Annotated in this window: 13 protein-coding genes; 1 reads left to right on the top strand and 12 read right to left on the bottom strand. The window is 27.3% G+C overall.

Annotation, left to right across the window (positions count from 1 at the left end):
- Nucleotides 1-113 precede the first annotated feature (113 nt).
- The 3 genes from ACQRD5_RS04410 to ACQRD5_RS04400 all read right to left on the bottom strand — a co-directional run bounded on the left by ACQRD5_RS04410 (nucleotide 114) and on the right by ACQRD5_RS04400 (nucleotide 2,451).
- Entirely contained in the window at nucleotides 114-788 is a 675-nt protein-coding gene (locus ACQRD5_RS04410) for a CPBP family intramembrane glutamic endopeptidase (protein WP_427746527.1), read from the bottom strand.
- A 172-nt stretch (nucleotides 789-960) separates the two neighbouring features.
- Nucleotides 961-1,383 carry a MarR family winged helix-turn-helix transcriptional regulator gene (locus ACQRD5_RS04405; protein ID WP_308780118.1) on the bottom strand — a complete coding sequence of 141 codons (423 nt, stop codon included), beginning with the start codon at nucleotides 1,381-1,383 and terminating at the stop codon, nucleotides 961-963.
- A gap of 273 nt (nucleotides 1,384-1,656) precedes the next feature.
- A complete protein-coding gene (locus ACQRD5_RS04400; protein ID WP_427746526.1) occupies nucleotides 1,657-2,451 on the bottom strand; it encodes a MerR family transcriptional regulator in 795 nt (264 codons plus the stop codon).
- Nucleotides 2,452-2,656: 205 nt separating this feature from the next.
- Here ACQRD5_RS04400 and ACQRD5_RS04395 point away from each other — a divergent pair, with 205 nt between their 5' ends.
- Complete coding sequence (locus ACQRD5_RS04395) at nucleotides 2,657-3,559, top strand: ADP-ribosylglycohydrolase family protein (protein WP_427746525.1); 903 nt, start codon at nucleotides 2,657-2,659, stop codon at nucleotides 3,557-3,559.
- A gap of 140 nt (nucleotides 3,560-3,699) precedes the next feature.
- Here ACQRD5_RS04395 and mcrC read toward each other — a convergent pair whose 3' ends face one another.
- The 9 genes from mcrC to ACQRD5_RS04350 all read right to left on the bottom strand — a co-directional run bounded on the left by mcrC (nucleotide 3,700) and on the right by ACQRD5_RS04350 (nucleotide 15,171).
- Nucleotides 3,700-4,767: a 5-methylcytosine-specific restriction endonuclease system specificity protein McrC gene (gene mcrC / locus ACQRD5_RS04390; RefSeq protein ID WP_316344036.1), complete on the bottom strand. Its 1,068-nt coding sequence runs from the start codon at nucleotides 4,765-4,767 to the stop codon at nucleotides 3,700-3,702.
- Complete coding sequence (locus ACQRD5_RS04385) at nucleotides 4,760-7,153, bottom strand: AAA family ATPase (protein ID WP_316344025.1); 2,394 nt, start codon at nucleotides 7,151-7,153, stop codon at nucleotides 4,760-4,762. The genes mcrC and ACQRD5_RS04385 overlap by 8 nt, the downstream gene beginning before the upstream one ends.
- A gap of 140 nt (nucleotides 7,154-7,293) precedes the next feature.
- Nucleotides 7,294-10,347 carry a type I restriction endonuclease subunit R gene (locus ACQRD5_RS04380; RefSeq protein WP_427746524.1) on the bottom strand — a complete coding sequence of 1,018 codons (3,054 nt, stop codon included), beginning with the start codon at nucleotides 10,345-10,347 and terminating at the stop codon, nucleotides 7,294-7,296.
- The gene (locus ACQRD5_RS04375; protein WP_427746523.1) at nucleotides 10,348-11,592 is read right to left on the bottom strand and encodes a restriction endonuclease subunit S; all 1,245 of its coding nucleotides are present in this window, start codon (nucleotides 11,590-11,592) and stop codon (nucleotides 10,348-10,350) included.
- Complete coding sequence (locus tag ACQRD5_RS04370) at nucleotides 11,585-13,390, bottom strand: type I restriction-modification system subunit M (RefSeq protein WP_427746522.1); 1,806 nt, start codon at nucleotides 13,388-13,390, stop codon at nucleotides 11,585-11,587. Before ACQRD5_RS04370 ends, ACQRD5_RS04375 begins: the two co-directional genes overlap by 8 nt.
- Nucleotides 13,391-13,524: 134 nt before the next feature.
- Nucleotides 13,525-13,746, bottom strand: a complete 222-nt coding sequence (locus tag ACQRD5_RS04365; protein ID WP_427746521.1) for a YdbC family protein — start codon at nucleotides 13,744-13,746, stop codon at nucleotides 13,525-13,527.
- Nucleotides 13,747-13,901: 155 nt separating this feature from the next.
- Nucleotides 13,902-14,039 carry a hypothetical protein gene (locus ACQRD5_RS04360; RefSeq protein ID WP_427746520.1) on the bottom strand — a complete coding sequence of 46 codons (138 nt, stop codon included), beginning with the start codon at nucleotides 14,037-14,039 and terminating at the stop codon, nucleotides 13,902-13,904.
- A 58-nt stretch (nucleotides 14,040-14,097) separates the two neighbouring features.
- Nucleotides 14,098-14,424, bottom strand: a complete 327-nt coding sequence (locus tag ACQRD5_RS04355; RefSeq protein WP_427746519.1) for a hypothetical protein — start codon at nucleotides 14,422-14,424, stop codon at nucleotides 14,098-14,100.
- A gap of 309 nt (nucleotides 14,425-14,733) precedes the next feature.
- Nucleotides 14,734-15,171, bottom strand: a complete 438-nt coding sequence (locus ACQRD5_RS04350; protein ID WP_320900253.1) for an HI0074 family nucleotidyltransferase substrate-binding subunit — start codon at nucleotides 15,169-15,171, stop codon at nucleotides 14,734-14,736.
- Between the last annotated feature and the right edge of the window lie 77 nt (nucleotides 15,172-15,248).

Here is a 15,248-nt window from a genome sequence, read left to right as displayed (position 1 = left end):
TTCTTAATCTTTATTTCTAAAAATAATTATATTAAATTTAAACTCCAAGTAGAAACTAGGTATTCTCTACTTGGAGTTTATTATTACTTTAAATTATTATTGTACACAATCCTTTAAATAATATTAAACAGCATAAAACCAATATAATTAATAGCAAAGTTTGCAAACATATGTATTAACCAACTAACATAAATATTTTTATATTTTTCATTAAAGTAATTAAATATTAATCCTCCAATAAATAATCCACCTATAGTTAGGATAAATAAGCTTATATCAAACCAGCCTATCATCATAGCAACATGATACAAAGCAAAGGCTAAAGCACTAAAAATATATGCAAATTTCCTAGTTGATACTTCCTTTAACTTTAAAAATGCAAAGCCTCTAAAAAAGAACTCCTCTAATAAAGAGTTAACAAAGGAAATATATATTGCAACTAAAATAAAGTTCTCTTTATCCACACCTATATTTTCTGATAAAGATGAGGTAACATTTGAGAAATCAAAGAATCTTCCAATAATTAAGTAAGCACCTAAAATAAATAAAAAAACTGCTAGTCCTGCTAAAAGTGCAATAATAATTTCTCTCTTACTTTTTACCTTAAATAAAGAAGATAAATTTAATTCCTTATCATATCTTGAATATATAATTGGCATTATAGAAAAAAGTATAATTTTTATAAAGGACTTTACAAGATAATCTGGCCTAATAACTGCATCTATAAATCCCATGATTAAACAACCTATTAAAACAATTAAGATAATAGTTTTTTTGTTCTTTACCATAATCCCACCTCTCTCCCCTTATTATACTATATTATATAATTATATATAAATCTGTTGTCTATTACTATATAAATAAAAAATCTAGAGCCAATAACACTCTAGACCTCGTATTGTTTTCTTTTAATGACTTTTATAATGCATAAAAGTCATTAAAGGAAAATATATAATTTATTTAATTCTTTACTAAGTAACGGCTATCCCAATCTAAACTTAATTTTTCAAGAATAGAAAGAAATTGCTCTTTTTCAGTAATATCCAAACAAGAAAACATCTCACTATGTAAACTTGCCATTTGAGCACCTGCTAATACTGCTTCCTTTTTACCTTCTTTTGTTAACTTAATATCCATGCTTCTTTTATCTTTTTTACTATCAGTACGTTTAATTAAACCACTATCCTCCATCTTACTAAGGTTTTCATCAATATTTGATTTTTCATAGTCTTTTAATTTATAAATATGTTTAGATTTTTTATCTTTATCATTAGACTTAATTGGTAATTCTATTGTCTCTGCATATTTTTTACCACGTCCACATTTTGGTTTAGTTAAACTACAATGATTTTTACAAATAGGACATAACTTTTCATCCTGCATTAATATTTCCTCCTAAGTCATTTACTACTATGTATTATATCATAATTGTAAGACGACTTATAGTATAATTAATAATGAAAATCAATATTTTTATATAAATTAATTCTAATATCTAAAATATTTGTTATATATAGTTTAACATTTATACCTTTTTACAAAGTCCTAAGCATATAATAAATCATCAACAATTATAAATTCTTTAGCCTTAGTATTTTCATTATAAAAAGGAGCTATAGTAGCAGCTCCTTTATTAAAAATATATATTTTTTAGATTTATTTTTTCCTAACTGGAACTTGTATTTCTGTAAGCCATTCATCTACATTTTCTTTATTCCAAATACCATCAATATATCTTTCCCTTGAACTTTCTGCTATTTCATAGCCATTTTCTTCAATATATTTCATTATAAAACTATAAGCATCAGGTAATAAATCATAGGAACCCTTATGATATATACAAACAGCTTCAACTTTATTTAATTTCATAAACTTAATTGTTTCATTAGGTATACCTTCTTTTTCTACAGCTTGTGCATATCTTATTTTAATGTCTTTTTCTTTATATTCTCCATCAAGATAATTAACATAGCAATAATCTGGTTTAATGCACTTAATATCTGGATTAGTTTTTAAACATTCATTCCCACTACTTAAAATAAACTCTGTTAATTTACTGTAGTCTTCTATTATCCCTTCCTTATAATACACTGTGTAGTCTGGTAATTCCTTTAAAATAGCCTCGTAACTCATGTCTCTTCCCTCCAATAAATAATTAATTTTGGATAATTGATATTTGCAATTTGTTAGTTCCTCTTCCACTTTTTCTTTTCTAGACATTAAAATATCTTCTAGTAATTTTCCCTCTAATACTTCCTTAATTTCATGAATTGATAAGCCAATTTGTCTTAAGGAAATAATCTTAGCCAGATCCTTAAGTTGAATTGTTTCATAATATCTATAACCGTTATCATCAACAAAGGCTGGAATTAGAAGCTTTTCTTTTTCATAATATCTTAATGTTTTTATTGTTGTTTTAGCTAAAGTAGAAAATTCTCCAATCCTATACATAATATCATCTCCTTAAATTAACAATACTCCCTCCTCTAAGGGAAGAGTCAATAGATTTTTCTTATTAAAAATAATATCTTTACTTCTAATTATAATGTAAAATTATAACTTTTTAATAATATTTTCTCTTTATTTTGACTTAGGAAAATTAATAAACTATCATTAAATTATAATTAATTTATATAATATTTGGGGTGAATTTATTATGAATAGAATTATGAATAGCATTAAAATGGGAGCTCTTTGTGATGCCTTAGGTGAGCCCCTGGAATTTAAAACTAAGGACTTTGATAATGTAATATATGATAATTATGAAATTACAGATGATACACAAATGACACTATTTGTAATGGAAGGTTTAACTCAAGGAAATGTTAAAAAAGCACTTATAGAATGGTATTGTACACAGTCATATGGAAATGATATAAAGAACCCAATGTGTTGGTTTTATAAAGATACAAGAATGCATAAACAAATGGCTCCTGGATGTACATGCATATCATCCTTAGAAGAACTTTATTATAACAATGAAAGAGAAAAAAATGACTCTAAAGGAAATGGAGCATTAATTAGAAGTGCTCCCTATGGAATGTTAAATTGTGATTCTGTAGAAGCTTATGAAAAAGCCTATAAAGATTCATTAATAACTCATGATCATTACTATTCTGCAGTTAGCTCTGGTATTTTTGCCTATATGATTAATATTATTCTAAAGGAAAATTTATCAATTCAAGAAGCTACAAAAAGAGCAATTGAATATCTTAAAGAAATTGAAAATACTGAAGAAATAATAGATTTACTAGATTCTGCCTTGTATTTATCTAATAATCCTGATAAAAATCCATATGATTCTCTAGGAGAAGGATGGGTTGCAGAAGAGTGTTTAGCAATTGCAGTTTATTCAGCTTTATTTTATGAAAAAACAAAGGATTTAAATAAAGCCATAAAATTAGCAATACATCATAAAGGTGATAGCGATTCTACTGGAGCTGTTTTTGGAAACTTAGTAGGATTATTTGTTAATGATGTTAATGAAAAAACTAATTGTGATGATATTGTAGTCAGGGTTGTTAATGACTTTTGTAAAAAATTTAAAATAAATGGATAATCATTTAAGTGCATCAAAAATATTATATCTAATATTTTTGATGCACTTCCTAATTTTTAAAATTATTAATCTACTTATTTAATATCTTCTTAGTAATCTTTAATATCTTATATAATTTATATATCTAAAACTAATCACTTTTATTTATTAGTAACTCCAAAATGTATCTCTACAAACTTATCAAGTTGTTTTGCCAGTAAATTAAAGTTCACATTTAGGTCTAAAGTCTTTACACTAATCTTATTACCACCCATAGGATATTCAGCATCTGGTGTAACTGCCTCATTTGTCTTAGCATATAGTAGCATTCCTGATACATTCCCACTATTTTCAACGTCATAGTTTTTTACATAGGTAAAAATTTGATACATATTATTAGAATGATATGTGTACTTATCGTATTGCTTCTGCATTGTCTTTCCATAATATTTTGCATCAATAATCAAAATCTTTTCTTCAAATCTTAAAAATATATCTGTTTGCATAACAGGTAAAAACTTTATAACAGCTTTATCTGCATCTTCCCCTAGATTCCATTTAACTTGAGCTGCTTTTACTTCACTTAAATATTTATGGTTTTGTTTATAATATTCCAATATAAATCTCTCATATAACTTTGCCATATGTTCATCAGAAAAAGTTTCCATCTTATAAACTCCTTTTTGTGAAGTTTGAAGCATTCCATCTATAACAAAATAACAGATATTTATTAACATTTCGTAATTCTTATTATTTCTTTGAAATCTAAGCCTGTCCCAACGGATTGTAGTAGGCTCAATTATGTCAACATTATCAAAAAACATCATAACTTTTTTCAGTTCACCACGCCTAGATACTGCAACAGAATCATCCTTAAGTAATATACTTACTGTGGTCTTTAATATTTGATTAAATATATTATTTTCTGAAAGCTCATCAAACTCACAGGAAAGAAGAAGTTTATTCTGGATTCTGTTATTAATAGTTCCGTAAATATCTAATTTCCCTCTCATTACTGATAGGTGTTGACTCTTTGTAATATACTCTCTATGCAAACCTTGCTTTAATTGTTGTGAAATTCCCTTTGCTAATATTGCTGCAAATAAGTCAGATATTTTTTCAAATTCTTCTGATGCAATCTCATCATAATTTGTTTGCTTAAGAACCTGAAAGGCATATGTTAGCATATAGTAAATATTCTTAATGAAGATCCCTTTATCCTTAGTCATTGAATACACCACTTAGGATATTCTCCCAACTTTGAACTTTATTTTTATCATCAAACCAGTATTCCTTAAGCATTGGAATAATATCATAATATACAACTTCCTTCATCCATTCCTCTGTACAAATTTCTTGTCCACAGAAATAGCTATGTCCTATACAGAAACCTTCTCCTAGAGAATCATCATTTCTTATTGATTTGTTCAAGTCAATTATTTTATCAATTAGTTCATCAAAGGTATCATTATTTAATTTAGCTTGATATTTTTTAAAGCCCTCTGAATCAAAGGCTGGTTCCATTTCAAAGAAACTAAATCTACGACGTAAAGCATAATCAATCATAGCTAAGCTACGATCTGCAGTATTCATCATTCCTATAATATACAGGTTCTTTGGTACGCTAAATGTTGTACCACTATAGGCAAGAGTTGCTTTTGTTCCACGATAATCTTTTTCTATAAGCATTAAAAGCTCACCAAAGATTTTACTCATATTTCCACGATTAATTTCATCAATAATAAAGAAGTAATCTTTTTCTTGGTGGTTAGCAGCATTCATACAAAACTTATAGAAAACGCCATTTTTTAATTCAAAACCATCATCCTTTGGCTTATATCCCATAATAAAATCTTCATAAGAATAATTCTGATGAAACTGTATAAATTCAATACGGCTATCATCCTCTACTCCCATCATTGAGTATGCTAGTCTTTTTGCAGCAAAGGTTTTACCTACACCTGGAGCACCTTGTAAAACTAAATTTTTCTTATTTTTCAATAGTGATACTAAGGTATCATATTTCTGCTCATCCATATAAACTTCTTCTAAGAAATTCTTTTTATTATATGCTTTTAATTTTTCTTTTTTATTTTCAATAGGGTTAGCTTCTCTAATAATATCCATAATAAAGTCATATTCTCCCTTGGTTAGCTTAAAAAGACTTCCCTGTGGTGATATAAAGTACTCCATATTTTCTAATTCAGGACAGTTCTTTAAAGTACTAAAATCAATTGGTACAGAAAGGCCTTCTATTTTTTCAAAATAAATTTTTTCTCCATCTTGCTCTGAAGTAATTTTACCTATGGCTACAATTTGCTTTACTGGATTAGACTCATAACCTATAACCATATCTCCTGCCTTAGCATCTAGGAAATTCTGAAATATTCTTCTCTTATTTCCATTATCATTATATAGTGTATATGATTGGACTTCCCCAACTGCTTTATCAGAAAAACTCCATATTTTAGGATTTGCATTTAGCCACCAATATCCCTGTGTAGCTAGTTCTTTCTTTTCTTCAAAAAGTTGTACACCTTCTAAATTAATCTCATCAAGTGCTTCACTTAGTTCATCTCTTAATTTCCAAATATAACTTCCATCTGTATTTTTATCTGCTTTTTTCCCAATATATAAAATAGGCCACCACTTAGAGTTATCATTATCCTCTTTCATTACAGGACATCCTGTTTTTTCTGCAACTCGTTTAGCAAGAGAGGATGAACCTGAATTATAAAAATTCTTAGTTTCTCCATATTTAATTGAAAGCTGAGTACAAGTTGCCATGCCACCATAGTCCTTTATTCTTTTCACTATTTCAAGGCTACTATCTGTAAACACATCTCTATCTTTAAGTAATTCTAACCATTTATCTTTAGTAAGATTAGGTGAATAGTTTACTGGAAACCACTCTTCAGAATCAATTGGCTTTTTACCTGAGTAAGTTCTACTAATATAAAAACCAACATCAATAGTTAAGGTTTTAAGTAATGGATCCTTATAACACTTATCTGTAAGTTGAGATTTTAATAAATTAATTAGTTCATTATCCTTCTGTAGCTCATCACAAATCTCATTATAAAAATTAATACTATTACGAATATTATCTGCATAGGCTCCCTTTTTAAATGTATAATCACTTTGAAGTTCATTTGAAACAGTTTTTACTTCACCGAATTTATAAATATAATATTTATCTGGGTAACGAAGCCATAAATATATACTTATTGCATTTTCAAACTGATAATGCTGCTTGGCTCCATTGCCATACTTCTCAAGCAAAATTTCTGATTGCATTTTAAAACTCTCAATACGTTCTACAACATCAATATCCTCATTATATAGATTAATATACATAGCTCTAACCTCTTCTGGTGCCATTTTAGCAAAGGACTCAATCATTGCACGTGGAAAGTTATTCATTGAAGAAAGTAAATTATATGTTTTCGATAATGCCTTCTCAAGCATCACTGGAAAATCTTTAGAATTTATATCCCAATTATCCTGAAAGCATTTTACTGCTTCCCATTTATATTTCTCATTCTGCCACTGGATGCTAACAAAATCTTTTTTGTATTTTTCTAAAACATCCTTCATTCGAAATTTATCAAACATAATATCCTCCTTTGATATTAAGTATTTAATAAAATGGACACATTCTATCTTAACTAAATATTATGTTTACTTAGTTTACCTTAATGTGTCCATTACTTTATATCTATCTCTTGCTAGAGATACTTATTATTTTACTAATCTTAAACTGAACTATTTCTTAATTCCTTATAAATATCTCTTCTTATTTGTACCATAACTTGATTGTAAAAATCTTTATTTTCAAATAGCTTAGAGAACGCTCCCATACTCTCCATATAGCAGGCTTGAGCTATTTTCTTAAATTCTTCTGGGAATATACTTTGTTCAAATACTTCTGAATCATTATTTTCAGCATATTTTTTTAGTGCTTTATTTCCCTTTACACACTTCTTATAAATGGTTTCTACTATTACCCTATCTCCTTCAGTGAATATTCCTTGATACTTTTCATTAATTCTAGAAATAATTTCTTCTAGTGTAGCTTCTTCATCATTTGCCTTCATACCTGTATCAATTGACTTTGGATTAACTAAAACTGATTCTACATTTTGTGGATTTAATGAAATATCTCCTTTAAAGCTTTCTTCTAGTTTATAAAATTCTAATTTTAACTTTCCTTCTAAGTCTATATCTTTACCTTTTACTTTAGGTAATAATTTTTCTAAGTATGCAGTAAAGCTATATTCCTTATGAAGTTCTTTATCAAACATTCTTGTTATTTGAATGATATAGGAATACCATTTATTAAAGTTTCTTATAGATTTTTTAAACTCATATCTCTTCTCTACATTAAGATCATTATATCTTTCTATAACTGGCTTAAATAAACTAGTCATTTTTCCTAAATCAGTAGAATTTTGTTTTCCTTTTTTATAATTTATCTTTATAAATTTTTCTACATCCTCGTCATTATATAGCTTAAAACCTCTTATTACTGTTCTAGTATCATAAATTAAGTTAACATTAATTTCTTCATCTAGCTTTGTTGCTTCATAATAAGGTCTAAAGGCTTCTTGTATTTCTTCTGCTGTATTTACAAAATCTAATACAAAGGTATCATTTTTACCTGGCATAGTTCTGTTAAGTCTTGATAAAGTTTGTACTGCTTTAACTCCACTTAATTTCTTATCTACAAACATACTATGGAGTAATGGTTCATCAAAGCCTGTTTGATACTTTTCAGCAACTATTAGCATATTAAAATCATCACTATGAAACTCTGACTTTAATTGCTTTTCTGAAATTTTTCTTCCATCTTTAGTGGTATTCATTCCTGCTTCTGTATATTCAAGTTCATTACCTAAGACATCTCTATCTTTAACTACACCTGAAAAAGCTATTAAAACATCAAGATTTTTATATCCTTTTCTTTCTATATATCTCTTAAATTCATGATAATATCTTACAGCATGAAGTCTTGATGCAGTTACTATCATTGCCTTACCTCTTCCACCAATTTTCTTTGATGTTATCTCTCTAAAATGCTCTATAATAATAGCTGTTTTTTGAGATAAATTATGTGGATGTAAAGATTCATATCGTCTTACTGCTTTTACTGCTGCTGAAGTTGGTACTTCTGGATTATCTGGTGTATTACTTGCTATCTTATAACAATTTTTATATGTCATATAATTTTGAAGAACATCTAATATAAAACCTTCTTCAATAGCTTGTCTCATAGAATAAATATGAAATGGATAATAGCTACCATCTGCTTTCTTATCTCCAAACATCTCTAAAGTTTTTTGCTTTGGAGTTGCTGTAAAGGCGAAAAAGCTTAAGTTTTTATGTCTACCATGACTTAATAGTTCATTAACTAGCTTATCTTCGTCATCTATAATTTCTTCTTCTGCTTTTCCTTCTATTTCTGCATATTCCTTTAAAGCCTCTTCAGTATCTGCTAGAGCTACCTTTAATTTTCTTGCAGAATTACCTGTTTGTGATGAATGGGCTTCATCTACTATAATTGCAAATCTTCTTCCCTTATTATCATCTATTTCTTCATAAATAATAGGGAACTTTTGAAGAGTAGTTATTATTATTTTCTTTCCATCATTAATAGCATCTCTTAAATCCTTTGAAGTTTTACCTTCTCCAATAGAAGCAATAATTCCATCTTTATGATCAAAGCTAGAAATTGTATCTTGAAGCTGTCTATCCAAAACAGTTCTATCTACAACAACAATAATTGATGTAAATATATTTTCATTATTATTATCATGAATACTTGAAAGTCTATAAGCAAGCCAGGCAATACTATTACTTTTTCCTGAACCCGCACTATGTTGTATAAGATAATTTTTGCCACTTCCATTTATTTTAACATCATCAACAATTTTACTAACAACATCTAATTGATGATATCTTGGAAATATAATTCTTTTTGATGTTTCTTTTTTCTCTTTACCATTTTTAACAACTGTATTAGTTTTTACTTCTAAGTGTATATATCTCTGAATGATATCCATTAACTTATCTTTAATTAATACATTTTCCCAAAGATATGAAGTTGCATATCCCTCTTCATTTTCAGGATTTCCAGCTCCCCCTACATTACCAGCACCATTGCTTCCTTGATTAAATGGTAAGAAGTAAGTTTTTTTACCATCAAGCTTTGTTGTCATCCATACTTCATAAAGATCTACTGCAAAGTACACAAGTATTCTCTTATTAAATTGAAATATCAGCTCTTTAGGATTTCTATCATACATATACTGTGTTTTAGCATTTTCAACAGATTGTCCTGTAATTTGATTTTTAAGCTCTAAAGCTACTATAGGCATACCGTTAAGAGATAAAACCATATCAACTGTATTATGATTTTCTGTTGAATAAGCAAATTGTCTAGTACAAGTTAAGATGTTATCATTATATAGTTTTACAGTATCAGGATTTAAAGAAGTTTCTGGTCTAAAATAAGCAATATTAAGCTTAACACCTCTATCATTAATACCATTTCTTAAAACATGAATTAATCCATGACTTTCAACCTCTTCATTAAACCTCTTATAAAGTTTATTTTCTGCATCATCACCATAATTTCTAATATATCTTTCCCATTGCTTAGGTTGAGATTCTTTAATAAACTGAATTAAAGTATTTATATCAATAGCCTTTTCAGCATTAAACCCTTCCATACTTCCTTTAATATAACCACCCTTAGTTAAAAGAAAGCTTTCAATATCCTCTTCAAACCTTTTCTCCTTGTAATCCATCTAATTCACCTCTCTTTTACCAGTAACACATTCATATATTAATGACTTTTTATAATCTTCAAGCTTTAAAATTAACTTCTCTTTTTCAGTTAGTAAACTATCTATTTTTGAGCATTTTTTATCTAGATATTCAATAATTTCAATTTGTTCATCTTTATTAGGTAAAGTGTACTCAAACTCTTTAAATTTTTCTTGGTATAAATGTAGTATAGTACTATTTCCTGTTTGATTCATTTTGTACCATGTCCAAAATATATTTGATGCTAAAATATAATACAAAAATTTATTTATATATAAGTCACTTATATTCCTAATTAATAAAACACCACTATTTAATGAAGTTTTATATGGCATATTTTTAACTATTGCTAATTTACCTATTGTTCCATCCTTAGTTATTAGTAAGTCTCCTTCTCTTATTTGAATTTGAACAGCTTCATTATATCTTTCTTCGGTTATATGAAAACATGTATTCCAGTCTATTGCTCCAGCTTTAAAATTTATTCCTGTTATTAAATATGGTCCATATTCAATGAACTCATCTGATTTTAACCCTTGCCAACCAATTCTTCCTTTCAAATCACATGTATGTTTTACTTTTATACTATTCCAATTACTTGGTATTTCTCCAATCCACTCTATTCCACTATCCTTCATAGGAACATTTTTATTTAATCCTTTTATTACAGTTTCAGTAATAAGACTTTGCTTATAAGCTTTATATTTTTCAATAAGGCTTTTTTGCTTTGAAATAATATCATCAATTTGAGATACTTTTTTATCAAGATAATTAGCTATTTTTATTTGAGTATATTTTTGAGGAATAGGTAATCTAACTTCTTTAATTTTGCTAGCTGTTATTAGCGGTTGAGCAGTACCAGTTTGTATATTATTATAATCAATATTCTTTAATGCATAACTTAAGTATTTTTGATTAATGTATCTCTCATTATTTTTAATAATAAGTACATTATCCGTAATCCAACTCTTTCCTACTATTTGCACATTACCTATTGTACCTACTCGTCCTGTAACTATAACATTATCTATATTATTAAATTTATTATACTTTCCAATTTCACCATTTGATCCAATTATTGAATAGGATCCAGTTTCTTGATACATTTCTTTTGAAACATAATCTCCACTTTTTATTTCAGAAAAACTTTTTAATTTTCCAACATTCCATTCTTTAGGTACACTACCAATCCACTCAACTTCACTATCTTTCATTTCCCTACTCATTAACTTCTACCTCTTTGTACTTATCTTTAAATTCTTCTTCAAAATCATCTTTAAATAAATCATTTAAAGCTCCATTTAATTCTTTCTCTATTTCTAAAATTTCATTCTTAATTTCATCAGCTTTTTGTGGAGCTACATATTTATAGAAGTAACGAGTAAAAGGTATTTCATAGCCTACTTTTGTTTTCTTTTTATCTATCCACGCATTAGAATTATAAGGTAATACTTCTCTTTTAAAGTAAGTATCTATATCTTCATCTAGTGGTACATTTTCACTATCTCTTTTAGATGGATCTGCAACAGGCTTTTTATTTTTATATACTATATTTCCATCTTCATCTAAAGTAGGACTTTCTATAACTATTTTGTTATAACCAAAATCTATATTTTCAAAAATCTTAGATTCAACTGTCTTTTCACCTAAGGTGTACTCTTTATTTTGAAAATCTCCATAGGCTTGTATAATTATATCTCTACATTCTTCAGTAATTTCATTTCTCTTACTACCTATAGACTTTCTTCTCTTTTCATACATTTTAGAAGCATCAATAAGTTGAACCTTTCCTTCTCTATGTAAAGGCTTATCCTTAGATATTATCCAAATATAAGTTGAAATCCCTGTATTGTAAAATAAGTCTGTTGGAAGTTGTACAATTGCTTCTAACCAATCATTTTCAATAATATATCTTCTTATTTCACTAGGTCCTGATCCAGCATCTCCACTAAATAAAGGTGAGCCATTATGAATAATTGCCATTCTTCCAGTATCCTTTAGCTTTTTAATGCCATTAAGAGTAAATAGCATTTGTCCATCACTAATCTTAGGTAATCCAACACCAAATCTTCCTGCTTCTCCAAGAGCATTTTCTTTTTCTACAGCAGCTTTTTCTTTCTTCCAATCTATTCCAAATGGTGGGTTTGAAATAATATAATCAAAGGTATAATCTTTAAATTTATCATCACTTAAGGTATTTCCAAGCTTCATATCATCAGCTTTTCCACCTTTAATAATCATATCTGACTTAGCTATAGCATAAGTTTCAGGATTTATTTCTTGTCCAAAAGTTTTTATACTAGCTTCTGAATCTAATTGAAGTAATCTTTCTTCCATACAAGCTAACATTTGAGAAGTTCCCATTGTCATATCATATATTGTCTTTACAACACCTTCTTCGATAAGCGTGTCCTTTTCTTCGCATATTAATAAATCTGTCATAAGATAAATAATATCTCTTGCAGTAAAGTGAGCTCCTGCTTGCTCATTATAACTTTCTGAAAAACGTCTTACTAATTCTTCAAATATATATCCCATATCTGTGCTAGTAATTACATCAGGTCCCATATATGCTTTTTGAGTATTAAACTCTTGAATAACTGCGAATAAAGCATTGTTATTAGCAAGCTTAGTAATTTCTTTATCAAATTCAAAGTTTTCTAAAACATCTTGTACATTTTCAGAAAATCCAGCAAGAAAGCTTCTAAAGTTTGCTTCAATATTTTCTGAATCAGCTAAAAGATTTTCAAAAGTAAAAGGACTAATATTGTAGAAGCTATATCCTGATGCAGTTTCTAAAAATACATCCTTTACTTCAAATTGTTTAACCTTTTCATATTCTTGTAAAACTTTTTCCTTTGTTGGAAGAAGTGTATCATTAAATCTCTTTATTACTGTCATTGGCAGTATTACTTTTCCATATTCGTGAGGCTTATATAAGTCTCTAATTATATCAGCTGTAGCCCAAATTAAGCTTGCTTTTTCATTTACATTAATAGTTGTTTGTTTTGTAATATTAACCATTTAACTCCCTACCATTTCTTTTATTATTAATCTCTCTATTCCCTTATCTTCTGTATATATAATTTATATTGTTATTTATGTTTTTACATACAATAAAGCTCCAATAAGAATTACATTGAAGCTTTCTATGTTATTTATAAATCTATTTGATTTAATATATCTTTTAAAGCTTTAAGTTCATCCTTTGTAAATGTAACACCTTTTCCCATATTTTCACGCTCTGGAGCCCATTCTCTTATATCATATTTTGCTTCTCTACCATTCCAACTAATTAAATTCAATTCTTTTTTCCAACCTTTATTTGACTGCGATAAAACTCCTAAAGTTTCTTTAATTTCAAATTTAATATCTGCCATAGATATCCCCCCCTTCTTATGCTTCCTAATATGTTAACAGATTTCATATATTATCTTTATAAATATTTTAACACCTTTTTATAATTTTCTGTATATTTTGTTATTTTTTTATTTATTTTTGTAATTTTATATTAAGTGATTGGCTACCTTAAAATTTATTTAAAATCAAAAAACTCTTCTCTATCTTTTCTAAACAACATTTTTATAAAAAAATATGTTGCTAAATTCTTTTTATAAAGCTTAGCTAAATTAACAATTATTTTTAAAAGATGTTTTTGATCTAACTGTGCCATATATCCCTATATAATAAAAAATGGAGCATCTGTAACAAGTACATATACTCCAAATAAACTAATTTTTCTTTTCATCTATATTGATATCTTTTTCATCATTAGATACTTCTTCTTTAGTAGTCTCTTGCTTGTTATCTTCTTCTTTGATATCTTCAACTGCTTCTTCCTTATCAGGCTCTAATTCCTCAACTATTATTACTTCATTTTCAGAAAAATACTTAGCAAGTTTTTGTACACCAATAGTTACAACTACCCCTCCAACAAATGCTCCAGCAATCCAAGGAAGCATTTTTAATTTGCCAGAGTCAATAAGACTTTTCTCCAATTTTTTTGATCCATAATTTTTCTTTAATATTTTTGATAATTCTGCACAATCCCAAGTCATTGTCATTTCCTCCCTTTTCATTCCATTTATTTATAAATATATGCCCCTACAAAAGATGCTACTATAAATATAACCTCTTTAATTTTATTAAATAATCTTAAATAAAATGCTATTTTAAATATAGATTATTACATTTATTTGTATGATAATTATACTTTTTCTGTATAATTATTATAACATATTTTTTGTAATTTTCTGAATATATTGTATTTTTTATAAGTTTATATTAAATCCTTGTGTAATTTGAAAGTCATATAAAATTTAATTGTAAACAAAAAAGAGATATAAAAATATCCCTTTTAACTGTTATTATAATTTCTCCACTAATATTTTATTTAAAAGTTCTTCTATAGCATCTATATATCTTTCAATTATATTATTTTTTATTTCTTCATAATCATCTTCATTATATATATGAGATTTTGAATTTCTTGCAAGTAATATATCATTCCAAACAATAATGTCTTCTATTAATCCCTCTTTAAATGCATGTTTATAACATCCTCTAGGGTTATTTATATCTACTCCATCAGCTTTAAATATTTTAGATAATAACTTCCATGTTAAATCTTCTAATGTTTCATACTTTTTTATTATGGAATCTCTATATACTTCTAAAGTTATCTCATCTGCATTTTCTAATCTTCTATAGTTTTCTCTTATATTTTTTAAATGAACAAGCATTCTGTATGTGTAATTATAAGTGAGTTTAATGGATTCATCATATTTATCTAATATACCACTCATTTAATCACTCCTATTTCAATTTGTATTTTTTTGAATTTTGTTATGTTCAAGCTTTATTTTTATATCACTTTATATTA

The organism is Clostridium sp. SGI.024, from assembly GCF_050315195.1.
Lineage (GTDB): Bacteria > Bacillota > Clostridia > Clostridiales > Clostridiaceae > Clostridium.
Note: the sequence above shows the minus strand (reverse complement) of the source record. Positions and strands in the feature narration are given on the sequence as shown.